Annotated in this window: 25 protein-coding genes; 15 read left to right on the top strand and 10 right to left on the bottom strand. The window is 34.1% G+C overall.

Annotated features, from left to right (window positions below):
• Positions 1 to 47: 47 nt before the first annotated feature.
• Both ACVCXO_RS17700 and ACVCXO_RS17695 read left to right on the top strand, forming a co-directional pair.
• Positions 48 to 908: a cyanophycinase gene (locus ACVCXO_RS17700; protein WP_452230922.1), complete on the top strand. Its 861-nt coding sequence runs from the start codon at positions 48 to 50 to the stop codon at positions 906 to 908.
• Between the two features lie 467 nt (positions 909 to 1,375).
• The gene (locus tag ACVCXO_RS17695) at positions 1,376 to 1,672 is read left to right on the top strand and encodes a GIY-YIG nuclease family protein (RefSeq protein WP_452230921.1); all 297 of its coding nucleotides are present in this window, start codon (positions 1,376 to 1,378) and stop codon (positions 1,670 to 1,672) included.
• Between the two features lie 349 nt (positions 1,673 to 2,021).
• Here the strand turns inward: ACVCXO_RS17695 and ACVCXO_RS17690 are convergent, their stop codons facing one another.
• Complete coding sequence (locus ACVCXO_RS17690) at positions 2,022 to 2,951, bottom strand: isoaspartyl peptidase/L-asparaginase family protein (RefSeq protein WP_452230920.1); 930 nt, start codon at positions 2,949 to 2,951, stop codon at positions 2,022 to 2,024.
• A gap of 219 nt (positions 2,952 to 3,170) precedes the next feature.
• Between ACVCXO_RS17690 and polA the strand changes: the two genes are divergently transcribed.
• The 4 genes from polA to ACVCXO_RS17670 all read left to right on the top strand — a co-directional run bounded on the left by polA (position 3,171) and on the right by ACVCXO_RS17670 (position 6,764).
• A complete protein-coding gene (gene polA / locus ACVCXO_RS17685; protein ID WP_452230919.1) occupies positions 3,171 to 6,017 on the top strand; it encodes a DNA polymerase I in 2,847 nt (948 codons plus the stop codon).
• A gap of 108 nt (positions 6,018 to 6,125) precedes the next feature.
• Positions 6,126 to 6,374, top strand: coding sequence for a hypothetical protein (locus ACVCXO_RS17680; RefSeq protein WP_452230918.1), 249 nt, complete (start codon positions 6,126 to 6,128; stop codon positions 6,372 to 6,374).
• A 3-nt stretch (positions 6,375 to 6,377) separates the two neighbouring features.
• On the top strand, positions 6,378 to 6,545 hold the full coding sequence (locus ACVCXO_RS17675) for an NUDIX domain-containing protein (RefSeq protein WP_452230917.1): 168 nt from the start codon (positions 6,378 to 6,380) through the stop codon (positions 6,543 to 6,545).
• Positions 6,546 to 6,575: 30 nt separating this feature from the next.
• The gene (locus ACVCXO_RS17670) at positions 6,576 to 6,764 is read left to right on the top strand and encodes a hypothetical protein (RefSeq protein ID WP_452230916.1); all 189 of its coding nucleotides are present in this window, start codon (positions 6,576 to 6,578) and stop codon (positions 6,762 to 6,764) included.
• On the opposite strand, the gene ACVCXO_RS17665 is transcribed toward ACVCXO_RS17670, so the two are convergent.
• Together ACVCXO_RS17665 and ACVCXO_RS17660 are read right to left on the bottom strand one after the other, a co-directional pair.
• Positions 6,761 to 8,728: a DUF2075 domain-containing protein gene (locus ACVCXO_RS17665; protein ID WP_452230915.1), complete on the bottom strand. Its 1,968-nt coding sequence runs from the start codon at positions 8,726 to 8,728 to the stop codon at positions 6,761 to 6,763. The genes ACVCXO_RS17670 and ACVCXO_RS17665 overlap by 4 nt on opposite strands.
• Complete coding sequence (locus tag ACVCXO_RS17660; RefSeq protein WP_452230914.1) at positions 8,729 to 8,998, bottom strand: helix-turn-helix domain-containing protein; 270 nt, start codon at positions 8,996 to 8,998, stop codon at positions 8,729 to 8,731. It lies immediately after the preceding gene.
• 90 nt (positions 8,999 to 9,088) lie between these two features.
• Between ACVCXO_RS17660 and ACVCXO_RS17655 the strand changes: the two genes are divergently transcribed.
• Entirely contained in the window at positions 9,089 to 9,409 is a 321-nt protein-coding gene (locus ACVCXO_RS17655; protein WP_452230913.1) for a hypothetical protein, read from the top strand.
• 251 nt (positions 9,410 to 9,660) lie between these two features.
• Here ACVCXO_RS17655 and ACVCXO_RS17650 read toward each other — a convergent pair whose 3' ends face one another.
• The 4 genes from ACVCXO_RS17650 to ACVCXO_RS17635 form a co-directional block, all read right to left on the bottom strand.
• Positions 9,661 to 10,464 (bottom strand): tryptophan-rich sensory protein, encoded by an 804-nt coding sequence (locus tag ACVCXO_RS17650; protein WP_452230912.1) that lies wholly within the window; start codon positions 10,462 to 10,464, stop codon positions 9,661 to 9,663.
• 427 nt (positions 10,465 to 10,891) lie between these two features.
• Positions 10,892 to 11,194 carry a type II toxin-antitoxin system RelE/ParE family toxin gene (locus tag ACVCXO_RS17645; protein WP_452230911.1) on the bottom strand — a complete coding sequence of 101 codons (303 nt, stop codon included), beginning with the start codon at positions 11,192 to 11,194 and terminating at the stop codon, positions 10,892 to 10,894.
• The gene (locus tag ACVCXO_RS17640) at positions 11,191 to 11,433 is read right to left on the bottom strand and encodes a type II toxin-antitoxin system ParD family antitoxin (protein WP_452230910.1); all 243 of its coding nucleotides are present in this window, start codon (positions 11,431 to 11,433) and stop codon (positions 11,191 to 11,193) included. The genes ACVCXO_RS17645 and ACVCXO_RS17640 overlap by 4 nt, the downstream gene beginning before the upstream one ends.
• Before the next feature lie 93 nt (positions 11,434 to 11,526).
• Positions 11,527 to 12,594 (bottom strand): methyltransferase, encoded by a 1,068-nt coding sequence (locus ACVCXO_RS17635; protein ID WP_452230909.1) that lies wholly within the window; start codon positions 12,592 to 12,594, stop codon positions 11,527 to 11,529.
• Positions 12,595 to 12,864: 270 nt separating this feature from the next.
• On the opposite strand from ACVCXO_RS17635, the gene ACVCXO_RS17630 reads away from it, so the two are divergent.
• Complete coding sequence (locus ACVCXO_RS17630) at positions 12,865 to 15,135, top strand: aminotransferase class III-fold pyridoxal phosphate-dependent enzyme (protein WP_452230908.1); 2,271 nt, start codon at positions 12,865 to 12,867, stop codon at positions 15,133 to 15,135.
• Between the two features lie 213 nt (positions 15,136 to 15,348).
• On the opposite strand, the gene ACVCXO_RS17625 is transcribed toward ACVCXO_RS17630, so the two are convergent.
• From ACVCXO_RS17625 to ACVCXO_RS17615, 3 genes are all read right to left on the bottom strand, one after another.
• Positions 15,349 to 17,310 carry a YgiQ family radical SAM protein gene (locus tag ACVCXO_RS17625; RefSeq protein WP_452230907.1) on the bottom strand — a complete coding sequence of 654 codons (1,962 nt, stop codon included), beginning with the start codon at positions 17,308 to 17,310 and terminating at the stop codon, positions 15,349 to 15,351.
• Between the two features lie 198 nt (positions 17,311 to 17,508).
• The gene (locus tag ACVCXO_RS17620; protein WP_452230906.1) at positions 17,509 to 18,678 is read right to left on the bottom strand and encodes a lipase family protein; all 1,170 of its coding nucleotides are present in this window, start codon (positions 18,676 to 18,678) and stop codon (positions 17,509 to 17,511) included.
• 101 nt (positions 18,679 to 18,779) lie between these two features.
• The gene (locus ACVCXO_RS17615; RefSeq protein ID WP_452230905.1) at positions 18,780 to 20,411 is read right to left on the bottom strand and encodes an ABC-F family ATP-binding cassette domain-containing protein; all 1,632 of its coding nucleotides are present in this window, start codon (positions 20,409 to 20,411) and stop codon (positions 18,780 to 18,782) included.
• A 244-nt stretch (positions 20,412 to 20,655) separates the two neighbouring features.
• Between ACVCXO_RS17615 and rplM the strand changes: the two genes are divergently transcribed.
• The 7 genes from rplM to ACVCXO_RS17580 all read left to right on the top strand — a co-directional run bounded on the left by rplM (position 20,656) and on the right by ACVCXO_RS17580 (position 25,930).
• The gene (gene rplM / locus ACVCXO_RS17610; RefSeq protein ID WP_452230904.1) at positions 20,656 to 21,111 is read left to right on the top strand and encodes a 50S ribosomal protein L13; all 456 of its coding nucleotides are present in this window, start codon (positions 20,656 to 20,658) and stop codon (positions 21,109 to 21,111) included.
• 1 nt (position 21,112) lies between these two features.
• Entirely contained in the window at positions 21,113 to 21,499 is a 387-nt protein-coding gene (rpsI, locus tag ACVCXO_RS17605) for a 30S ribosomal protein S9 (RefSeq protein WP_452230903.1), read from the top strand.
• Positions 21,500 to 21,709: 210 nt separating this feature from the next.
• Entirely contained in the window at positions 21,710 to 22,486 is a 777-nt protein-coding gene (gene rpsB, locus ACVCXO_RS17600; protein WP_452230902.1) for a 30S ribosomal protein S2, read from the top strand.
• 96 nt (positions 22,487 to 22,582) lie between these two features.
• Positions 22,583 to 23,545 (top strand): translation elongation factor Ts, encoded by a 963-nt coding sequence (gene tsf, locus ACVCXO_RS17595; protein ID WP_452230901.1) that lies wholly within the window; start codon positions 22,583 to 22,585, stop codon positions 23,543 to 23,545.
• A gap of 196 nt (positions 23,546 to 23,741) precedes the next feature.
• Positions 23,742 to 24,449, top strand: a complete 708-nt coding sequence (pyrH, locus tag ACVCXO_RS17590) for a UMP kinase (protein ID WP_452230900.1) — start codon at positions 23,742 to 23,744, stop codon at positions 24,447 to 24,449.
• Between the two features lie 118 nt (positions 24,450 to 24,567).
• Entirely contained in the window at positions 24,568 to 25,125 is a 558-nt protein-coding gene (gene frr / locus ACVCXO_RS17585; protein WP_452230899.1) for a ribosome recycling factor, read from the top strand.
• 64 nt (positions 25,126 to 25,189) lie between these two features.
• The gene (locus tag ACVCXO_RS17580; protein ID WP_452230898.1) at positions 25,190 to 25,930 is read left to right on the top strand and encodes a peroxiredoxin family protein; all 741 of its coding nucleotides are present in this window, start codon (positions 25,190 to 25,192) and stop codon (positions 25,928 to 25,930) included.
• Positions 25,931 to 25,935 lie beyond the last annotated feature (5 nt).

Below are 25,935 nucleotides of genomic sequence, written 5' to 3'. Positions count from 1 at the left end.
AAAAAATTAGCCTATTTTTGCACATTATAATTTTAAGTGATAAATAGATGCATAGATTTAACGGAACGTTAATTCCTATAGGAGGAAATGAAGATAAAGGAATTGAAGAAAGTGAACAATATACGCTAGAATTTATAAGCGAAGGTATTTTGTTTCATGTAGTTGAAGAAGCTGGAGGAATAGACGCTAATATTGTGGTGATACCTACCGCATCTAGTATCCCTGTAGAAGTTGGTGAAAATTACATGGAAGCATTTACTACTTTAGGTTGTAAAAACGTTACTATTCTAGACATAAGAAGTAAAGAAGACTCTGAAAAACAAGTAGCTATCGATTTAATCAAAGAGGCAGATTGTGTCATGTTTTCTGGAGGAGATCAATCTAAAATCACCGATAAAATTGGAGGTACTACCATGCATACTATTTTGGTAGATCGCTATAAAAACGAAGAAGGTTTTGTTATTGCAGGTACCAGTGCTGGTGCAATGATGATGTCTCAAGAAATGATTGCTGGCGGATCTGCTTCAGAAGCATTTATAAAAGGAGCAGTTACTATGTATAAAGGATTAGCTTTAATCCCGGAATTAATTATAGACACGCACTTTATTAAAAGAGGTCGTTTCGGACGCATATCGGAAGCGGTTGCACAATTTCCAAAGCTTGTCGGACTTGGCTTAGCAGAAGACACCGGACTTATTATTAAAAATGGCGTTTTAGAAGTAATAGGCTCTGGAATGGTAATTATTTTTGACGGAAGAAAGCTAAAACATAACAACCATAAGGTTTTAAAAGAAGGCACACCAATGTCTCTAACCAATTTAAGAACGCATATTCTATCTAACGGAGACCGTTTTAATATTAAAAATAAAGAAGTAGAAGTGCTACCTATCGAAGCTCCTTTTATCTGAACTCCTAAATTACTGCGCAGACAGGAATCTCATACCTATTAATATTTTTTTTGATTAGCCCACCGAAGTTTTAACATGGGTTGGGCGTTACCTTTTGCTCCTACCTACAAGGTTAAAAAAACCTCGCAGGACCACAAAACGTCAGGCTTTCCGCTATATCTTTTTTACTGGTTCTCGATACAAAATTGCGAAAAAGCAATTGCACTCGAACTGACATAAAAAAGGATGCCGCTGCAATCCCTAACGCGGAACTACCTCATCTTTAATTGTCACTTCGAGTGGTTTTCGAGGCACGAGAAAATTGTATCAAGAAGCAAACACAAATAGTTCTCGATACAATGCTCCTTTGGTCGCATCACTCGAACTGACAATGAAATCCAATTAAAATACTACTTGTCACTTCGAGTGATTTGTGAAGCATGAGCAAATTGTATCGAGAAGCAAACATTTTTTTACTAACTTTAAACATGAAAACATATTACGTTTACATATTAGAGTGTTCCGATAAAAGTTACTACACAGGATTTAGTTCTAGATTAAACATTAGAATTATAGAGCATCAAACAGGTAAATACCCAGATTGTTATACGTTTAAAAGAAGACCAATCAAATTAGTTTTTCATACTTCATTTTCAAATCCAAATCATGCTATTGCTTGTGAAAAACAGATTAAGAAATGGTCCAGAGCGAAAAAGGAAGCTTTAATAAATAATACATTCGAAAAACTACCTAATCTCTCAAAGAAGAAGTTCAACAATAAATAGGTTCTCGATACAATTTCGATAAAAAATCGAAATCACTCGAACTGACAATACAACCAACTTGTCACTTCGAGTGGTTTTCGAGGTACGAGAAAATTGTATCGAGAAGCAAACACAAATAGTTCTCGATACAATGCTCCTGGGTCGCATCACTCGAACTGACAATGAAATCCAATTAAAATACTACTTGTCACTTCGAGTGGTTTGTGAAGCATGAACAAATTGTATCGAGAAGCAAACACAAATAGTTCTCGATACAATACTCCTAGCGTCGCATCACTCGAACTGACAATACAACCACCTTGTCACTTCGAGTGGTTTTTGAGGTACGAGAAAATTGTATCGAGAAGCCTTATTTATAAATAGAAACCTCTTCCATTCCTGTAGAAGATTTACTAGCGCGATACATGCCTTCGGTATTAAAAGGCATGGCGATATTTCCTTTGGTGTCGACAGCTATTAATCCGCCATCGCCTTTAATCTCCAGAATACGTTTATTAATTACTTCGTTAGATGCAGCTTCTAAACTCATTCCTTTATGCTCGATTAAGCAAGCAACATCATAAGCCACCACACCACGAATAAAAAACTCACCACTTCCAGTACAAGAAATAGCACAGGTTTTATTGTTTGCATAGTTTCCTGCACCAATCATCGGACTATCACCCACGCGTCCCCATTTTTTATTGGTCATTCCACCGGTAGAAGTTGCAGCTGCAATATTACCGTCTTTATCGCAAGCAACAGCGCCTACGGTTCCGAATTTAGAATCCTTCTTTTTGGCATGATCTAACTGAAAACTATCGGTATCTTTTATTTCTAACCACTGATTATGTCTTAATTCATCGTAGAAATACGATGCATCTTCTAAGGTATAATCTAACTCTTTAGCAAACTGCATAGCACCTTCGCCAGCAAGAAAAACATGCTCGCTTTTCTCCATCACATCCCGAGCCAAACTAACTGGGTTTTTAATTCCGGTAATTAAGCTAACCGCTCCTGCATTTAATGTTTTTCCATCCATAATAGAAGCATCCATTTCATGAGATTCGGTTGCTGTAAAAACAGATCCTTTTCCGGCATTAAACAATGGAGAATCTTCCAAAACAACCACAGCTTTCTCCACAGCTTCGGTTGCCGTTCCATTATTTTCTAGTACTTTATAACCTGCATCTAATGCTAATTGTAAAGCTGCTTTATACTTCGCTTCTAACTCCGGAGTCATCATTCCTTTTACTAAAGTTCCTGCTCCACCATGAATGGCGATTGAAAATGTATTCATCTATAAATATTTTCCGCAAAAATACGTAGCAATTTTTTAATAACTTTATTAATAATCAGGTTCTTTAGTTTTTAAAGAAATTGTAATTTGCAGTCGGACTGATTTCTAATTTAAAATCACCATTCTTTTGTCTCCTCGAGCGCAGTCGAGAGGTTAACACCACCCAAAAGAGAGTTCTCGACTGCGCTCGAACAGACAAAAACTTATACTCAAAATCAAATGTCAGATAATAAACGTGTATTTCTAGTTGATGCTTTTGCATTAATTTTTCGTGGCTACTATGCCTTTATAAAAAATCCGAGAATCAATTCTAAAGGGGAAGATACCTCTGCTATTATGGGTTTCATGAATTCTCTTTTAGACGTTATTAAGCGTGAAAGACCAGATCATTTAGCGGTATGTTTTGACAAAGGTGGATCTGCAGATCGTGTAGAAATGTTTGAAGCGTATAAAGCGAATAGAGATGAAACTCCGGAAGGTATTAAAACCGCTATTCCATATATCATGGAGATTTTAAAAGCCATGCATATTCCTATTGTAGTAAAAGCAGGTTTTGAAGCCGATGATATTATTGGAACCTTAGCAAAACAAGCAGAAAAAGAAGGCTACCAAACGTTTATGGTTACTCCGGATAAGGATTTTGCACAGTTAGTAAGTGAAAACATATTTATGTACCGACCAATGTTTGGTGGTGGTTATGAAACTTGGGGAATCCCAGAAGTACAAAAGAAATTTGAAGTTACCGATCCGTTACAAGTGATTGACTTTTTAGGAATGATGGGCGATGCGTCTGATAATATTCCTGGGCTTCCTGGTGTTGGAGAAAAAACAGCCAAGAAGTTTTTAGCGGCTTACGGCAGTATGGAAAATCTTTTTGCAAATACCCACGAGCTGAAAGGTAAAATGAAAGAAAAGATTGAAGCCAATCAAGAAATTGGTTTACTCTCTAAAAAACTAGCAACCATTATGCTAGATGTTCCAGTGACTTTTAATGCGAAAGATTATGAATTAGACCAACCAGATATTCCTAAGGTGGTCGAAATTTTTCAGGAATTAGAATTTAGACGATTAATAGATAATTTCACCAAAACATTTTCCTTAGAAGCACAAGCTCCTGCTACCGAAAAACCTTCCGTTAAAGCAGAAATAAAAGTAACACCAAAGGAAGCAGAAAGTGCTGGAGCAGGGCAATTTAATTTGTTTGGAGGCGAAACCAATTCCGCGGAAGCGACAACACAAGACCCATTCGCCAGAAAAACCATAGCCACCTATTCGCATTTCTACCAAAGTGTAGCGCCAGGAATGGCAACCAAGTTATTCATTAAAAACTTAATGAACCAAACTAGTGTGTGTTTTGATACCGAAACCACAGGCTTAAATCCGTTGACCGCAGAATTGGTAGGGATTTCATTTTCCTGGGAAGTTGGCAAAGGATTCTATTTACCGTTTCCGGAAGACCAAGAAGAAGCACAGGCTATCATCGAAGCATTACGATGCTTTTTTGAAGCAGAAAACATTCAGAAGATTGGTCAGAATTTAAAATACGACATTAAAGTATTAGCAAAATATAACCTGCAAGTTAAAGGTCCGTTGTTTGACACCATGATCGCGCATTATTTGATCAATCCAGACATGCGACACAACATGGATATATTGGCAGAAACCTACTTAAACTACACACCAGTTTCTATTGTAGAACTGATTGGTAAAAAAGGTAAAAACCAATTATCGATGCGTGATGTTCCGTTAGAAAAACAAACCGAATATGCGGTAGAAGATGCAGATATCACCTTGCAATTAAAAGAACATTTTGAAAAAGAATTAGGCGAAGCAAACACCAAAAAATTATTTGAAGATATAGAAGTGCCGTTGTTGCGCGTACTAGCAGCTATGGAATTGGAAGGAATAAAATTAGATGTTCCGTTTTTAAATGGCCTAGCCGAAGACTTAAACAAAGACATTGAAACCTTAGTAGCTAAAATTTATGCCGTTGCAGGTGAAGAGTTCAACATCGCATCGCCAAAACAATTAGGAATCATCTTATTTGAAAAACTAAAATTAGTAGACAAACCGAAAAAGACAAAAACGGGACAATATAAAACCGGAGAAGATATTTTATCTGCTTTAGCAAAAGAGCACGAAATTATTAGAGATATTTTAGAATATCGCGGATTGGCAAAACTAAAAAGCACCTATGTGGATGCCTTACCATTGCAGGTGGAAGAAGCAACCGGACGTGTGCACACCGATTATATGCAAACCGTAGCTGCAACAGGAAGACTGAGTAGTAACAATCCGAATTTACAGAATATTCCTATCCGTACCGAACGTGGACGACAAGTGCGAAAAGCGTTTATTCCGAGAAATGACGAGTATATTTTACTTGCTGCCGATTACAGTCAGATAGAACTGCGTATTATTGCCGCTTTAAGTAAAGAAGAAACCATGATTGAAGCCTTTAAAAACGGCGAAGATATTCACGCTTCTACTGCTGCAAAAGTATTTGGTGTTCCGCTAGCCGAAGTAACCAGAGCGCAACGTAGTAATGCCAAAACGGTAAACTTTGGAATTGTGTATGGGGTTTCTGCTTTTGGACTGAGTAACCAAACCGATTTATCGCGTGGGGAAGCCAAAGAGCTTATTGATACCTATTACGAAACCTACCCAAAACTGAAACAATACATGAGCGAACAGGTCGATTTTGCTCGGGATCATGGCTATGTAAAAACGGTTTTAGATAGAAGACGTTACCTAAAAGATATTAATAGTGCCAATGCCATTGTACGTGGTGCTGCAGAACGTAATGCGGTAAATGCACCAATTCAAGGTTCTGCTGCAGATATTATAAAAATTGCCATGATTAATATTTATAACAAACTAGAAGCTGGTAATTATAAAACCAAAATGCTTTTACAGGTGCATGATGAATTGGTTTTTGATGTCTATAAACCGGAACTAGAAGAAATGAAAACGTTGATTAAAACGGAAATGGAGAGTGCTTTTGTGATGGATGTGCCGCTTGATGTTGAGATGGATGTTGGAGTTAATTGGTTGGAGGCGCATTAGTAATATATTTTGGGCGTTACCCGGAAAGGGTCAGGCTATCCGTTGCAAGTCCTCGTTCGTGCCTCACTGTGGGCTTTCCACTACTATCCTTAACGCAAATAAATATGTATGAATAATTTTGAAACGATAAATACTGAATATTTAAGAGCTTCTAGAACCATAGAAACAGTTTTAGTTTCAAATAGAACTTCAAGTGCACTTTTCTTTATTTATAATTATGAAGGGATTTCATTTAGAATATTTAAGACTCATATTGATTTGATAAAATTTTTTCTGAATAAATCAGAAAGTTATATTCATTTTGATTGTGAGAATGAAGTGGACGATTTTCTTAGTGAAGTAAAATTAGCTGCATAAAACATGAAAATAATCCCTGTAACTTGTGCTATAATTCAATTTGAAGATAAAACTTTAGCAGTCCAAAGAAGTGCTACAATGAAACTTCCATTGAAATGGGAATTTGCAGGAGGTAAAATTGAGGAAGGAGAAACAGAAATTGAATGTATTGAAAGAGAAATTTCTGAATAGTTAAATATTAAAATTGAAGTCAAAAAAAGATTGACTCCTGTTACTCATCAGTACCCAAATTTCAAAATAAATTTGATTCCTTTTATTGCTGAATATCTTTCAGGTGAATTAGAACTAAGAGAACATTGCAACTTTTTACTTGCGGATAAAAACGATTTGATTAATTTAGATTGGGCTGAAGCGGACTTACCAATTTTAAAAGAATATTTAGCAACTTAAAACAATTCTTCAATCCCTATTTCTTTTAAATAACTATAAGTCCCACCGTAAAAACTACTAGGTCTTGTATGGTCTAATTCAGAACCTTCTGGTATAAAAATAATCATACCTTGCCTTGCTCTAGTTAATAAAACCCGATAGGTGTTTTTAAGATACTCTCTACTTTCCTCTTGATTTATATTCATCCATTTAGTTCCTCTAAAACTCTGATATTTCCATTTCTTATCATTTATATGAAAATTTGCTCCCCAAATTAAACAAGTTCTATCAATTTCTAAACCCTGTATATCAAACTCTGTAGCAATGTCTTCAAGAAAATATGAAGATCTAATATCCTCACTAGAATTCAAAAACCAATTCGGTGCAGATATTTCATTTTTAACATCTAAACCTAAAGCCCTTAACCTTCTAGAACCTGAAGATGCTATTAAACCTACTCTCTCGCTTCCTTTACTTTCTTTTCTTAACCATTTTTTAGCAATTTCAATATCTCGTGTTAAAAATATTGGAAATGTTTTTTTTACATCTGAATACAATTTTTTCGAATTATCTAAATTTAATTCTAATAACTCGTGAACAAAATCAGATACTTGCTCAGACCTAAAAGAACGAACAGATACTGCTAAATGTAAGTTTGTTTCAGAAATACCATTAGTTATTAACCAATTTTTCTGGGTTGATGTTTTTATATAATTAGGACTATTAACTATTTTGTTTGAAAAATGAATATCCCAATCTTGATAATTTTCCTGGAATGAATTTATCCATTCCTCTAAACCAGCTTCACCAGTATTTATCTCTTGACCTCCTCCAATTAAGCAAACAATTGTACACCAATCTTTATGGCGATTCATCACATCTATCAAAAATTCAGGTTCAGACATTGCAAAATCTTCAATACCTTTTTTTCTTTTCATAAATGAACTAACCTGCTTTTTAGTCCACGCTCTTTGAGCTTCATCAAACACAACAACTTTTTCTGTTGGCGCAACATCATGTTTTAAATATTCATCTCTAAAATGATGAATATTTTGAATAAAAGCACTTGTTCTTCTTTTTGCATTATCTTTAGTTACACGTTTTCCGTTTTCTTCTGATGTTAAAACAAAATCCCTAGCTAAAGCCTCTCTTAAAACATCCACTAAAGGACCATTACCTGAAAGAAAAACTGCATGTTCATCTTCATTAGCCAACATCCTTTCATTTGCAATACTTAATCCTGCCAAAGTCTTTCCTGCTCCAGGAACACCTGTAATAAAACAAATTGATTTTTTGTTATTTAGTTTTGAGTTTTCTATTACTTCTTTAATATAATTAGAAGTTTTATCTAGATTTATTTTTTCTGAATCATGTCTTGAAATCTCTTCTACCTTATGCCCTTTATATAAAGCCTGTGCTGCTTCAACAATAGTTGGTGTTGGTTTATAAATTGAATTTTCCCAAATATTAATATCGATTTTACCATTTGAATTTTGAAGGAAAACCTCAATAGTATCTTTTATTCCTGTTTTATTGCACTTGGCAACTTGATGATGCTCTATGACTTCATCTAAATCTATAAAACTAGGTTCAGCATTAGTCGCTATTAATACAGGTATTAATTTAACAAAATGGCTTCCTTCATGAAAATTTTTCAAATCTAGACAATAGTCTATCACTTGTATTTCTGCATGTTTGCCATATGAATTATCACCAACTTTAAATTCAACAACAAAAACACAATCATCAACTATAATAATATTGTCGACTCTTTTTCCCATTCTTGGAATTTGAAATTCAAAATAAATTGAACCTTCGATTCCCTTTAACTGATTCTTAAGAATTTCTATTTGTTTAACCCAAGCATTCTTTTGTAAATCCTCCAAAGTACGATTAGAGTGATTTAGACTTAACTGCCCTAAGATTGAATTTGAATCTTCAAGTATAAAATTTGAAATTGAACTACTATAATAAGCTCTATTCATTTAGTTATCAGCTTTAAGTTCATAATCTTGATAACTCAACTTTGAATTCTGATTTTTAAAATCTAACAAATCAGACAAATCCATTTCAAAAGCTTTTGAAAATACTGCAATATTGGTTAGAGATATATTTCTCTCACCTCGTTCAATCATACCAATATAAGTTCTATGAAATCCAGTTTTGAACGAAAGTTTTTCTTGACTGAGTTTATTTTCAAGTCTTAACTCTCGAATTCTTTGTCCAAATTCTTTAAGAAGGAATTTATTTACCATTAATCGAAACTATACTTATTGTATGCATTAATCAACATACAATAAGTATCATTTTTATATATTTACATCAAAACTAATAAGCACTTCTTAATGATTTGGTATGCAAGAAAATCAAGTGACGATGGAAAAGGGATGAATAAAGGAATCCTTTTTCAAGAAGGAGAACATTATTCTCGAACTGTAGAACAGGCAAAGAAATATGTTGAATCATTAGGGTTAGTTTGGGAAGAAGAACTAAAAACTATCGATACAAAAAACGAATGGTTTTATTTTACTGATTGGGAAGAACTGGATGAGGAAGAGTTTTATGATTTTGATGGAAACACACATAAACTATGTCACAACTGCAAACATGTAGTAAGAGTATTAACCGAAAGGAATCTTTGTGAAAAATGTAATACTTATACTTAATAAAAACACATAACAATTCACCTTTATAAAATGAAAAGAATAGAAACAAAACTTTATGCCATATACAAGAATAAAAATCACATGGGCAATGCAAGAGGTATTTCAAAAGCAGATGCTATAAAGTCCTATTTAATTGCAGCAGACTTAGAAGAGTTCGATTACGGTATAGAATCAACAAATCATTACTCTGCTATTTTAGCAATAAATGGAGTACATCATCATACTATAAAAATTAACGAAACACCAACAAACTATTTCCTCCCCCTAAAATACTCCAAACATTTAATCGCAGGATTCGTTTCCCGGTTTTTAAAAGCATGCGTAAAACTGCTAAGTATTAAAATAGCAGCAGCAATTACTGCTGTATACGCTACCGTAGTATTCACTTCGCTATTGGCAACATAAATAGCAATTAAAGCCCAAGCACCAACAAGTGCAAACTCGCGCATGTTACGTGTCCAGGTAATCATTAGGTTTATTATCATGGCGATACCAATAAGTAAAACGGTCCAAACGGTTGGCGAGAGTCCAAAACCATCCCAATGGTATTTCACTAAAACTGCGGAGACGTTTGCTATACTAGCTACGGTAATCCAACCACTATAAATTACAAAAGGCCACCATAAAAAAAGGATAACAGAAATGGGCTCGTCTACCAGTTCCATGTTATTTTTAAGCACAATTTTGATTAAAGAGAATAGCAGTATAAAAATAAATATAGAAGATAGTAAGGTGTAGCTGTAAATCCACGTTATAATCCACAAACAATTTGCAATGCAAGATGCTAAAAACCACCAACCTGTTTTTAGCACAAAAGCATCCTCTCTTACGTTTACAAACAAGCTTCGTCCTTGGTAGATAACAAAACCTAATACGAGTACATAGATAAGTCCCCAAATGGAAAATGCATAACCTGCTGGTGTAAATAAGGTATGGTATTGCTTAGAAACTTCTCCTATGGTGGTATTGTTTAATAATCCGGTATTGGATAAATAATTCATTACAATAACACAAACAAATGCAATACCGTTAATTATTTGTAGTCGTTTTTTCATAGTAGTAATATAATTAAAAATGGAATGCTTAGAAAATGGTTTTCCAAAAAATTAGGATTTCCTTTTTAAGTTGCGTTTGGTTTTATCTATGAAACCTTTTGCAGTGATTTAACGAAATTAAAGGGAACAAAAACATTTTAAAAACACCCCTAAAGTCCCCTGAAGGGGACAACCCTAAATATTAAACTTTAGAGTTAAGAATATTATTATCCTAAAATGTTAATTAGTTAACGTGAACAAATGTCCCCTTGAGGGGACTTGAGGGGTGTCAGAGCAAAAAACATAAAACAAAAATCAATCTCTAAGCATGCACCAACTCCCAAAGGGCTACTTCTTCCTCAGCACGCCAATTCTGGTCGCGTTTGGTTTTATCGGAAGCCAGTTTTACTTTTCGTGTTAAGCGGTTTTGTAGTTTAAAACCTTCGTATTACTCCAATCGCTTTTTAACATCCATTCTTTGATGTAAAATTCTAACAATTTCAATAGCTTCATTGTCTATTTTTCTATAAAAAATAAGATGCGATTTTATTTTAGTCACACGATAATTTTTTCGAGTAGCTTCTACAGATTTTCCACTTAAATAATTTTCAGATACAAATTCTATCTCACCAATTATTACATCGTAATATCTATCTGCTTGCTTCTTAGACCATTTGTGTAGTGTGTAAATCCAAATATTGTTTAAATCAGTAATCGCTTGTTTACTTATACGATACTTGTTTTTACTCATGAGTTTTGAGCATGTAACTTCGCTAAGTTTTCCTTTGGATTGAAACTATCAACAAAACCACTTTCTTCACCAACCTCAAGCGCTTTAATAAGTTCTCTTTCTTTTTTCTCTTCGCTTTCTAATAGGCGTAATGCAGAACGAATAACCTCACTAACAGAGCTATATCTGCCAGATTTTACTTCTTGACTAATAAAATCTTCAAAATAATCTCCTAATGATATGGATGTGTTTTTCCCCATTTTAATACTAATTTACTCCAATGTACCAAATCTTGGTAACGTTTGCAAGTTTAACATATCAGTGATAGTATCCAATGATACTATCAAAACGACCTAAGCATGCACCAACTCCCAAAGTTCCACTTCTTCTTCGGCGCGCCAATTTTGGTCGCGTTTGGTTTTATCGGAAGCCAGTTTTACTTTTCGTGTTAAGCGATTTTCTAGTTTAAATCGTCCGCCTTCTGCAAGTTCTTTTTCTATAGGATGTTCTTTAGTAACCTCTGTTATTTGTGCCATATTAGAAAACAGAATCACTAGTTTTCCTTCTGGAAGCAATCGTTTTTTAGCTTCGGCAAAGAATTCCGAAAATAAGGTTTCGTTATAATAAATAGCTTCGTCATTGGTATCCATTTCTTGTGAAGCTGGTAACCATGGCGGATTAAAAACAATCAATTCGCTAGGCTTATCGAACTTCCCAAAAAGAGGTGCAAAATCAAGATCTATTTTACGAGACATTTTAGTATCTCCCATTGTTTCTGTTAAACCAACAATAGCATTCGGATTAGTATCTGTTCCAAATACTTTCTGAAAACCATGCTTTACCATTTGAAAGGATAAAACGCCGCTTCCTATGCCAACATCGATAGCCGATTTTTTTGGTCCGTCGTAACGTTTCAGCCAATTATCGAAAAGTATTAAATGATCAAAACGCGTTGGGAAATACACACCATAAAAAGGATGAATTTTATTTCGCAACACAGGAACCGTAATTCCGTTTAGATGCCATTGCCAAGCGCTATTTAAGCCTTGTACTTTAGTAAATGGTAATAAAAAACTCTCGTTTTCGGGATACAGTTTTTCCAACCAACCAATAGATGGTGCTTTTTTTACCGCTAATTGATGTGCTTCAATTTTTATATAAATAAGACTAGATAGCTCTCTAAATGCCGAACGATATGCACGTTGCTCTGTAAAAGAATCTCCAGGAAACTTCTCTTTAAGATGTTTTTGTAACTCTTTAAGTAATTGTAAACCGTTACTATAAAATTCGGTTATCATTATAGGTTTACCAGCTTCTAAACCTCGAATAGTACGCTTCACGTTTATAGAGCGATTAAATTGTGGCAATGGTTGCTCTGGTAAAAAAGGTGCTGGTTTGTTAATAATTATATCAGAAATCATAGTTTGTATGGTGTTAAATGGAATTGCAGACGAATGACGTTGCAAGTCATAATAATAAAATAATCGGTAGTATTTACAGGTTAATAATTAATATCTATAGGTAAATAATACAGTGGCAAAGGTACTTTTTTAAAAGCCATTATAAATAGTAATAATAAAGTATTATCGTTTCTCACATTAACAATAAACTTAAAATTATATTCCTCTAATTATTACCACTAAAAGCACTTGATAATTCCTTAAATTAGCTTCACCCAATACATCCGACGTATGCTAAACACCATTAAAAACTGGTTTGATTTCGAAATTGTTGCTTTAAAAAAACTCCATGGTTATGATAATATCAATTATTTATTAAAAACCACTTCCGAGACATACATTTTTAAAACCTACACTTTTACGGAAGACATATTGGCTTTAATTGAAGCAGAAAATAGCGTTTTAAATGCACTAAACAAGAGTTCTTCTTTTCCGAAACCTATAGCATTTACTACCGGTGCATTTATAAAGATCACTGAAATTAATGGTATAAAAACCATCTGTAGATTATTAACATTTTTGGACGGCACTTTTTTAGGGGATACCAAACACACACCAGAATTAATAAGCTCTATTGGAACTTTCACTGCGCAAATGGATTTAGAACTTTTAAAGCAGAATAACTATGTTTTAAAAGCGAGACAATGGGAATGGGATTTACAATACCTGCAGCTAAATAAAAAATATATTACCGATATTGAGAATGCAAGCGATAGAAACCTCGTTTCTTATTTCTTTCAGCAATATGAATTTCACGTAACTCCTAGTATACCGGAATTACGCAAATCGGTTATTCATAACGATGTGAACGAGTGGAATGTTTTAGTGAAAGACAATGCTATTTCCGGATTAATAGATTTTGGAGATTTGGCACATGCGCCATTAATTAATGAAGTAGCTGTTGCTATAACTTATGCGTGCTATGATAAAGAAGCACCTTTAGAATGGGCTATTCATTTTATAAAAGGTTATCATAAAATCCTTCCGTTAAAACAAAAAGAATTAGACCTCTTATATTATCTTATTGCTGGTAGATTATGTATCAGTGTTTGTAATTCCGCACACGCAAAAAAAGCAGACCCAGAAAATGTGTATGCTTCGGTTAGTGAAAAAAATGCATGGAACATGCTTAATAAATGGCTAAAAACAAATCCGATACAAGCGAAAAACGCATTTTACAAGGCAGCAGGTTTTAAAGTGGCAACGCCAAAAGCGATAACCGATTTAATTACAGAACGTCATAAGCTAACGAGTCCAATATTATCGCTAAGTTACGATGAACCTATTTACATGAAAGGTTCTGCTTTTCAATATATGTATGATGCCTACGGAAACACTTTTTTGGATGCCTATAATAACATTCCGCATATTGGTCATGCACATCCTGAAATCACAAAAACAGCATCACTACAAATCGGAACCTTAAATACAAACACGAGATACTTATTTGACGCTTTTCCGGAATATGCCGAAGCTCTACTTTCTAAATTCCCAAAGGAACTGGATACTGTTTTCTTTGTAAATTCGGGAAGTGCTGCAAGTGATTTAGCCATACGATTAGCGAATTCACATACCAACCAAAACACCATAATGGTTATGGAACATGGCTATCATGGCAATACGCAAATGGCTATCGACATTAGCCATTACAAGTATGCGAATAAAAAAGGGCAAGGCGAAAAAAATCATATTATTAAAACCAAAATTCCAGATACCTATAGAGGAAAATACACCAACAATGATGGAACCGCTGGGCAAGCATATGCAAAAGATGCGATTGCACAAATGGAAAATAGCGCTTCTAAAATTTCCGCATTTATCACAGAACCTGTAGTTGGTTGTGGCGGACAAGTGCCTTTAGCAAAAGGTTATTTAAAAGCCATTTATCCCGCCATTAGAAAACAAGGTGGTGTTTGCATAAGCGACGAAGTACAAACTGGTTTTGGCCGTTTAGGAGATTATTTTTGGGGATTTGAAGGGCAAGAGGTCATTCCGGATATTGTAATTCTAGGCAAACCAATTGCTAATGGACATCCAATGGGCGCTGTGGTTACTACCAAAGAAATTGCTAGTTCATTCGAAAAAGGTGTGGAGTTTTTCAGTTCTTTTGGAGGCAATCCTGTGTCTTGTAAAATTGCATTAACGGTTTTACAAGAAATCGAGAATAGCCAACTACAGCAAAACGCCAAATTGGTTGGAGATTATTACCTGTCGCTTTTCAAAAAACTAAAAGAGAAATATCATTGTATTGGTGATGTGCGTGGTTCTGGATTATTTATTGGCGTTGAAATAGTAAAGGAAAACAGTATAGATCCAAACACAGAATTAGCACATTACATTAAAAATGAACTGCGACACCGCTTTATTCTAATTAGTACAGATGGTCCTGATGATAGTGTATTAAAAACGAAGCCTCCTTTATGTTTCACAATAGAGAATGCGAAACAAGTTGTAGATACGATAGATGCAGTTTTAGAAACCTATTATGAAAAAGAGGTTTGATTTCTTTGCGAGTGCAGCATACGAAGCAAATAGCTTCCAATAATGCAATTATAAAAGTCTTTTTAACCCATGTAGTAATTTTCGGATTTCAAGTAAAAAACAATTGAAATAACACTAAAACCTCCTTCAAAACTTAAAGAACAAAAGCCATAACTTTGGACAAAAAGTACTTTCAGAAAAAAACTATATTTTTAAAATAACACGTTTAAAAACCTAACGTCTTTTCTTCTTACCTCTAAACTTCGCTTTATCCTTTCTTTGGTTAAAAGGAATAGGAGCAACAGCATCATTAAATGTGTTTTTAGCGTCCCCTGTTGGTTTATTTTTACGCCACTTTTCATCTTTTTCAGGAAGCAGAACTTTTAGTAAATCTTCACGCCCTAACCTATTTAAAGTCTTTTTTATCCACGCTTTATTTTCCTCTTTATACCAGAAGAAAAAACGATGTTGTTCATCTTTCTCTTTTCTAGTAATTGGTGTGTTCACTTTTTTAAGCGTGTAGGGATGATAACCACTATAATAAATTACCGTAGCAACCGTCATTGGCGTTGGTGTAAAACCTTGTACTTGTTCTAGCTGAAAACCCAAATCTTTCGTTTCGGCAGCTAGGTTTGCCATATCTTCTACTTCACAAGCAGGATGGTTTGATATAAAATAAGGAATCAACTGAAGCTTTAAATTCTTGGCTACATTAATCTTATCAAAACGCTCTTTAAACTTATGGAAGTATTTAAACGATGGTTTACGCATCAGTTTTAAAACCGGATCACTAGTATGTTCTGGCGCTACTTTAAGTCGGCCAGAAACGTGCTTCGTCATCACTTCTTCAGTATAGGCATCCAACTCTTTCGGATCTGCATTTTTATTAAATTCTGGCACCAACATATCATGTCTAATTCCAGAACCTATAAAGGATTTTTTTACTTTTGGATGACTATCTACCGCTTGGTATAATTCGGTTAACGGCTTATGCGACGTATCTAAATTACTACATATTACTGGAGAAATACAACTAGGTGCAACACACTTATCGCAAATAGATTGTACTTTTCCTTTCATTTGATACATGTTGGCACTTGGTCCTCCAATATCACTCAAATAGCCTTTAAAGTCTGGCATATTTGCAACCGTATCTACTTCTTTTAAAATAGATTCTTTACTACGTGATGCAATAAATTTTCCTTGATGGGCAGAAATGGTACAAAAGCTACAACCACCAAAACATCCTCTGTGAATGTTGATGGAAAACTTAATCATTTCGAATGCAGGAATTGGTCCGCGTTTATTATATTTTGGATGTGGTAATCTGGTATATGGTAAATCGAAAGAAGCATCAATTTCAGCTTCGGTCATGGTAGGATACGGCGGATTTATCATCAACGTCTTATCCCCTATTTTTTGAAAAATTCTTCTTGCTGCAAGCTTATTGGATTCTTGCTCTATGGTTTTAAAATTAGAAGCATATTTCTTCTTGTCCTTTAAACAAACTTCATGAGACTGGATTTCTATGTCTTCCCAATTACTGTTTTTCGGAATTTTTTCATCCTTATTCATTAATACAGCGGTTTGATTCACGGTATTAATACTAGAAAAAGGAACTCCTTTTTCTAATAAACGCACCACTTCACGTAAGGGTTGTTCTCCCATTCCGTACACTAACATATCTGCTTTAGAAGTTTCTAAAATAGATGGCATTAGCTTATCACTCCAATAATCGTAATGTGTAACACGACGCAATGACGCTTCTATTCCACCAATTAAAACAGGTGTATCTGGCCATTTGTCTTTTAATATTTTAGAATATACAGAAGTTGCATAATCTGGTCTAAAACCAATATCACCATTTGGTGTATATGCATCTTTATCCCTTCTTTTTTTATTCGCATTATAGTTGCTAATCATAGGATCCATACAACCTCCTGTGACACCAAAAAATAATTTTGGCTTCCCTAATTTTACAAAATCTTGTAAATTATCGGTTACACTAGGTTGCGGTACAATAGCAACACGCAAACCAAAACTTTCTAACATACGACCAATTACTGCAGGACCAAACGTAGGGTGATCTACATAAGCATCTCCACTAAAAAGTATAACGTCTAGCTCTTGCCAACCGCGTATTTTCACCTCTTTGTTTGTGGTAGGTAACCAATCTGAAAGTTTTAATTCTTGCATATTGCTGCAAAAATAGTCAAAAAAAGACTCTTAACCATTATTATAAAAGGGTTTAGCATATATTTTAGAAGTGTAAAGTCTACAGAAATAAAATAAAGCAGGTAAATATAGTTTGATTTCTTTGTTTTTCGGAAGAAATTCTACAACATATAAAACGCAAAACAAGGAATTAAAAACAGTGTAAAGAAATAGCATCTTTTACAAATCACTAAGCAAATACCTATCTTCTAATTGGTTATACGCAGGAGCATTCCATTTTTTTAAAACAGCGACATAATAATTATAAGGCTTATGCTGAAAAAATTTAGCTTCCTTTTTATACCATTTTCCATTGGCATCTTGTTCTAATGCACTTAATTCTTTTTCGGTCACATCACGAACATCTACTTCCACTTTAGGATAGTCAAATACAGGAAGCTCTTTCAATTCTCCTGTAGGATAATAATTAATATCAGCCACAAATGCTGGCATTTCAATCTTTCCGAATTTCAATCCTAGAATCTTATTAATTAACGAGTTGCTGCCTTTTACATAACCAGTCAATCCTCTTTCAAACAAACGTATAAAAGCATCTTGACCAAGTTTCTTTGCTTTAAATTGGCTATCACCAAAAATCCATGCCCCAATTTTTTTCTTCGTAATTAGTTTTTCTTCTTCATAATTAAAAGGCATATAAGGCACAGGATCTTCGGCATTTATAATAGAATAACTCGTTCCTGCATCACTAAATCTAGTATTGTATTCTTCGGCAAACTCTTTATTTCCAGACATAGGTTGCGCATACGCATAGGTTTTATATCTATTTTTTTTAGATACTTCGCCTTTTGGTAAATTTTCTAAATATGCTCTTGTCAGGCTTGCCAAAGCACCACCTTGACTATGACCCGTTATCATAATATTATAAATTCCTTTTTTGTTTAAGACTTGGATTTGTTCTATAATTTCTTCGGAAAGCATCACCACTGTTAATCCGTAGCCAGCATGAACCGCAGCATTTTCATTGGAAGCAAAAGTATAATCATGCACTTTCTCATCTATAATAATTTCTCCTGTTGCCGGAATCATAGCAGAGTAGCAATTTTCGACCCAACTAATCATTTTATCTGTAGAACCTCTGTAGTTAATAACGCCTACATTTTCGTTTTCATAAACTTCAAACTTATTATCCATTCCTAATACATCTGAAGTATAGTGCAAATTGAAATGTTGCGGAATTATATTTTCGCTAGTTCCATATTGTTCTATAAAATTAAAACTATTACACATAGCAATGGTAGAAGTAGCTTCTTTAACATCAAAACCAGGTTCCCATTGCGCAAAAGAACTTAAGGAATAAAACAGAAATACGATGGCTAATAATACTCTCATAAGGATATAACTAATGGTTAAATTAAATATTGTGCATACTGTTAAATACAAAAACGATTCCAAAAATGAAATCGTTTTAAAACCCTTATAAAATAAAACGATTATAAATCAATAGCTTTTAAGCTTTCTATTCTATTTCTAGCTAAGAAATCATCCACGGTTTCAAAATGCTCGATCACACGTTTGTCTTTAAACTCGAATACTTTATTAGATAAACCTTGTAGAAAATCTCTATCGTGCGATACTAATATTAAAGTACCATCAAAATCTAATAAAGCTTCTTTTAATACATCTTTAGATTTTAAATCTAAATGGTTTGTAGGTTCATCTAAAATAAGCAAGTTTACAGGCTCTAATAAAAGTTTCACCATCGCCAATCTGGTTTTTTCACCTCCGGAAAGCACACTTACTTTTTTGTCAATATCTTCCCCTTTAAACATAAAACGACCTAGAATGTTTTTTATCTGTGTACGTACATCTCCTTTAGCAACTTCATCTACGGTTTGAAAAACCGTTAGCTCTTCATCTAATAAAGCGGCTTGGTTTTGTGCAAAATATCCCACTTTCACATTATGCCCTAAAGAACAAGTACCTTCTACTTCTATTTCACCTAAAATCGCTTTGATCATCGTCGATTTACCTTCTCCGTTCCGACCTACAAAGCATACTTTTTCTCCACGAGCAATAGACATATTCGCGTTATTAAACACTACATGTGCATCATAAGATTTAGAAACATCTTTTACAGTTACCGGATAATCACCAGAACGTTGCGTTTTTGGAAAACGCAGTTTTAACGCCGAAGTATCTAAATCATCGACTTCAATAATTTCTAATTTCTCTAACATGCGCTCACGAGAAGTCACCTGATTGGTTTTAGAAAACGTCCCTTTAAACCTATCAATAAAAGCTTGATTATCTGCAATATATCGTTGTTGCTCTTGAAATGCCTTAATTTGATGTACACGTCTATCTTCACGCAATTGTAAATAATGACTATAATTTGCTTTATAATCATAAATACGTCCCATAGTTACTTCAATAGTACGATTGGTAATATTATCGATAAACGCTTTATCATGTGAAATCACAACTACCGCATTCGCTTTATTTACTAAAAAGTCTTCCAGCCAAATTACAGATTCGATATCAATATGATTGGTAGGCTCATCTAATAATATAAGGTCTGGTTTCTGTAATAAAATTTTAGCCAGTTCTATTCGCATACGCCAACCACCACTAAACTCATTGGTTAGTCTAGTAAAATCTTCTTGTTTAAAACCTAATCCTTTTAATGCCTTTTCAACTTCAGCATCATAATTGACATCTTCTAATGCATAATATTTTTCCCCTAAATCGGAAACACGCTCAATAATTTTCATGTAGGCATCCGATTCATAATCGGTTCGCGTTTCTAATTCTTTATTTAAAGCATCCATTTCATCGCGCATGGTATATACGTGACTAAAGGCTTTAGAGGCTTCGTCAAAAACAGTAGTATTATCTTCGGTTAATAAATGTTGTGGTAAATATGCTATTACCGCTTCTTTTGGATAACGCACATGGCCGCGAGTTCCATTTTGTACACCAGCAATAATCTTCATCATAGTAGATTTTCCCGCACCATTTTTACCCATTAATGCAATCTTATCATTTTCATTAATAGTAAAAGACACATCACTAAATAAGGTGTGCCCACTAAACTCAACTGCTAAAGCATCTACTGAAATCATATCTATGTTTTTTTAGAAATGCAAAGCTAATAAAAGAGAGCAATACATAATAGGTATCGCTTTAAAAATCTATTTTAAAGTATCCTTCCTTAGGAAGTAAGTTTAACCTGTTGAAAATCAATAAAAAAATAAATTACCTCACTATTTGGTATTCAAATATATAATCGTAAATTTGCAAACTCTTTTTGAGAGAGGAATGTTTAATCTACCTAGTCTATAGACGGGTAAAAAAATTATTAATAACGTGGACACATTAAGCTACAAAACGATTTCAGCAAACAAAGCTACTGTAGATAAGCAGTGGGTTTTAGTGGATGCTGAAGGTCAATCTTTGGGTCGTTTATCTTCTAAAGTTGCAAAACTTTTAAGAGGAAAACATAAACCTAGCTTCACACCACATGTTGATTGTGGAGATAACGTAATTGTTATCAATGCAGAAAAAATCAACTTAACAGGGAAAAAGTGGACGGACAAATCTTATATCCGTCATACTGGTTACCCAGGTGGTCAAAGAAGTTTAACTGCTACAGAATTGTTTGGAAAAGATCCAACAAGATTAGTAGAAAAATCAGTAAAAGGAATGCTTCCTAAAAACAAATTAGGTGCAGCAATATTCCGTAATTTAAATGTTGTTGTTGGTACAGCTCATACACATGAAGCTCAAAAACCAAAAACAATTAACTTAGAAGAATTCAAATAACATGGATGTAATTCACAAAATTGGTCGTAGAAAAACGGCTGTTGCACGTGTATATCTTGCCGCAGGAACTGGGAAGATAACAGTAAATAAAAAAGACATGACAGATTACTTTTCTACTGCAACCTTGCAGTACAAAGTAAATCAACCTTTAGTTATGACTAACAACGATGGCAACTTTGATATTACAGTTAATGTATTCGGAGGAGGTATTACAGGTCAAGCAGAAGCAATCCGTTTAGGTTTATCTCGTGCAATGTGCGAAATAGATGCTGAAAACAGATTAATTTTAAAACCAGAAGGTTTATTAACAAGAGATCCAAGAATGGTGGAGCGTAAGAAATTCGGACAGAAGAAAGCGCGTAAGAAATTCCAATTCTCGAAACGTTAATAGTATCCTTCAACAGTATTGGAAATCTGTTTTACAGGCTTTCCCTTCTGTTGAAAATAAAACAAAATTTAAACAGTTATTGTTGTCCTAGCGTCTTTAATTTAAAAGCACAGGATTTAGTTAAGCATCTAAATGAAGCCAAAAGCGAGTCATTAATACGACACAGCCAATTGGAACATTGCTAATCAACAGAACGTAAACTATTACAAAATGGCAGTAGAAGTAAAAGAATTACTTGAAGCAGGTGTACACTTTGGTCACCTTACACGTAAGTGGGATCCAAATATGGCTCCTTACGTATATATGGAGCGTAATGGCATCCATATAATCAACCTTTATAAAACAGCAGCTAAAATGGACGAAGCTGGAGATGCACTTGCAAAAATTGCAGCTTCCGGTCGTAAAATTTTATTTGTTGCTACAAAAAAACAAGCAAAAGACATCGTTTCAGAAAAAGCAGGTAGCGTAGATATGCCTTACATTACTGAGCGTTGGCCTGGTGGAATGTTAACCAACTTTGTTACTATTAGAAAAGCTGTTAAAAAAATGGCTACTATTGATAGAATGAAGAAAGATGGAACATTCATGACTCTTTCTAAAAAAGAAAGATTACAAGTAGATCGTTTAAGAGCTAAATTAGAAAAGAATTTAGGTTCTATTAACGATATGACTCGTTTACCAGCAGCTTTATTTGTTGTAGATATTAAGCGTGAGCATATTGCAATTAAAGAAGCACAAAAATTAAACATTCCAATATTTGCAATGGTAGATACGAACTCTGATCCACGTCAAGTAGATTACGTTATACCATCAAATGATGATGCTTCTAAATCAATTGACAAGATTTTAACGCATGTTACTAATGCAATTGCTGGTGGTTTAGCAGAGCGTAAAGCAGAAAAAGATGCTCCAAAGGCAGAAAAGAAAGCAGCAGCTCCAGCTCCTAAAGCAGAAAAAGCGGAAGTAGCAAAAGACGAGGAAGAATAATATAACATTAACACAACTTAAAAAAGTCGTTTCGTTCTTTTTCTTTTTAGAAATTTGATGGTACGACTTTTTTAAATTACAAAATATAGGCAAGCTATGGTAAAAATAACAGCGGCAGAAGTAAACAAATTAAGACAAGCTACAGGAGCTGGAATGATGGATTGCAAGAATGCTTTAGTAGAAGCAGAAGGTAATTTTGACAAAGCAATTGAAGTTTTACGTAAAAAAGGACAAAAAGTAGCAGCTAAAAGAGCAGATCGTGACTCTAGTGAAGGTGCAGCAGTTTCTAAAATTAATGCAGACAACACTGTTGGTGTAACTATCGTTTTAGGATGTGAAACGGATTTTGTTGGTAAAAACGAATCTTTCTTAGCATTAGCTAACCAATTTGCAGACATAGCAATCAACTTTGATAATAAAGAAGATTTCTTAGCTGCAGATTTTGGAGGAATGACAGTTGCTGAAAAATTAGTAGAGCAAACAGGTGTTGTTGGTGAGAAATTAGAAATCAACGGATTTGAAAAATTAGAAGCACCTTATGTTGGTACGTACGTACATATTAACAAAATTGGGGCTTTAGTTGGTTTATCTGAAAAAACAGATGATGCAGAAGCAGTAGCAAAAGACGTAGCAATGCAAGTAGCATCTATGGGAGCAACTTCTTTATCTTATAAAGGTTTTGATCCTGCATTTGTAGCAAGTGAAACAGAAGCAAGAATTGCAGTTATAGAAAAAGATAATATTGAATTAGGTCGTTTAGGTAAAACACTTAAAAACGTACCTGAATTTATTTCTATGGCACAACTAACTCCTGAAGTTTTAGCAAAAGCAGAAGAAGCTGCTAAAGCGGAATTAAAAGCAGAAGGAAAACCAGAGCAAATTTGGGATAGAATTCTTCCTGGAAAAATGGAACGTTTTGTTAGCGATAACACAACTTTAGATCAAGAACAATGTTTATTAGATCAAAAGTTTATTAAAGATGAAAAAATGACTGTTGCAGAATATGTAGCATCTAAAAATCTTACGGTTACTGCATTTAAACGTGTATCTTTAGGATAGAAAATTATATTTTTTCATTTCCGTGAAAGCGGAAATCTTAAACCATATTAAATTACTATAAACCACTACTCTTTTTATTTAAGGGTAGTGGTTTTTTTATTTCTACAATTCTGCTTTCGTAAAAAAAGATATTGATTATATTTGCTAAACTCTAAGTTTCTGCAAAAAGCAGTAAGCTCACAATTAGCTAAACAAAATGAAATACAAAAGAATTCTTTTAAAATTATCTGGGGAAGCCTTAATGGGAAATCGCCAATATGGTATTGATCCAGAACGTTTAGCAGAATATGCACATGACATTAAAGAAATTACAGAGCTAGGTATAGAAGTTGCCATTGTAATTGGTGGTGGAAACATTTTTAGAGGTGTTGCTGGAGCCATGAATGGTATGGATCGCGTACAAGGAGATCATATGGGAATGTTAGCAACTGTTATTAACGGTTTAGCGTTACAAAATGCTCTAGAAGATGCCGATGTTAAAACCCGTTTACAAACTGCCATAAAAATTAACGAAGTAGCAGAGCCTTTTATTCGTAGAAAAGCAATGAGCCATTTACGTAAAGGTCGTGTTGTTATTTTTGGTGGTGGAACAGGGAATCCATATTTTACTACAGATTCTGCAGCAGTTTTAAGAGCTATTGAAATTGAAGCAGATGTCATTTTAAAAGGAACTCGTGTAGATGGGATTTACAATGCAGATCCAGAAAAAGATAGTACAGCAATTAAATTTGACCATATTACTTTTGATGATGTATTGCGTAAAGGACTAAAAGTAATGGACACAACAGCATTTACCTTAAGCCAAGAAAACAAATTACCAATCATTGTTTTTGATATGAATAAAAGAGGAAACTTAATGAAAGTGGTTTCTGGTGAAAATATTGGTACAAAAGTAAACTTGTAACTTTCATAACAAGTAATTATCTTAGTACACCCAAAAATTGGTATTCCCTTAAAAAAGCGAATCTAAACTTTGGCTTAGTTTTTGAAAACTAAACTAGTATATTAAAATTTCTTAAAAAATGAACGAAGACATCCAATTTATAATAGACGGAACAAAAGAAGCAATGGTAAACGCCATGAAGCATCTAGAAAAACAATTATCCAACATTAGAGCGGGTAAAGCTAGCCCTGCCATGCTTGGTAGTGTAATGGTAGATTATTATGGTTCACAAACGCCGCTAGCTCAAGTTGCCAATGTAAATACTACAGATGGTAGAACGATTACAGTACAACCTTGGGAAAAAAATATGCTTCAAGAAATTGAGCGCGGTATTATGTACGCTAACCTTGGTTTTAACCCAATGAATAATGGTGATCTTATTATTATCAACGTTCCGCCTTTAACAGAAGAACGCAGACGTGATTTAGCAAAACAAGCAAAAGCCGAAGTAGAAGACGCAAAAGTTGGTATTAGAAACGCAAGAAAAGAAGCGAATAACGACCTTAAAAAAGCAGATGGGATCTCTGAAGATCTTCTAAAAAATGCAGAGAAAGATGTGCAAGGTTTAACAGACAACTATATCAAAAAAATTGATGAAGTATTTGCTGTTAAAGAAAAAGAAATCATGACCGTATAATTTAAAAGCGACGTTCTTGTCGCTTTTTTTATACCAATAACATATATTTTTCGTTTATCTAATTATGCAAAAAACACTTCACCTTTTATTAATCCTTTGCTTATTTCAATGTGCTATTAGTGTTGCACAAAATAAATATCCGTTTATACCTGCCAATCAGTACCAACTAACGGAAGCACAAATAGCAAGCACCCCAATTAATATTACGCCAGATGTTTTGTTGTTTAATGAACAAGGTAAACTGCTTTCTATGGCTAGCTTGTCTTTAATGACAAACACAGATTACAAACCTATTTTTTTTGCGGATACAAATGGGAAGTTGAAAAGTCTTGTGTTCCTAAAAAAAAGCAACACACCTATTTTAATAGAACAAAATGCAGAAGCTATATTTGCTCCTGGTGAACGTGCTTTAGATTTTATTGCAAAAGATATACATGGCAAATCCTATAAACTATCCGAACTAAAAGGCAAAGTAGTTGTCCTTAATTTTTGGTTTACAAAATGTGGACCGTGCATTGCAGAGATGCCAGAACTAAACAAATTAGCATCTAATTTTAAAGAGGAAGACGTTGTCTTTTTAGCACTTACTTTCAATAAAAAAGGAGTTGTAAATGATTTTTTAGAAAGCAACCCGTTTGCGTATACTATTTTAGCAAATGCTAATGATGTCATTACCATGTATGGCGTAAATAGCTACCCTACAAGTATCGTAATTAATAAAAAAGGAGAAATAGTACTCAAAGAATTAGGTTATAGAACCAACATCAAAGAAGTACTAGCTACCTCTATAAATGCATCCCTATAATATTA

The organism is Lacinutrix sp. MEBiC02404 (genome assembly GCF_053601575.1).
The sequence above is the reverse complement of the archived record's forward strand: the minus strand, read 5'-3'. Positions and strand labels throughout refer to the sequence as shown.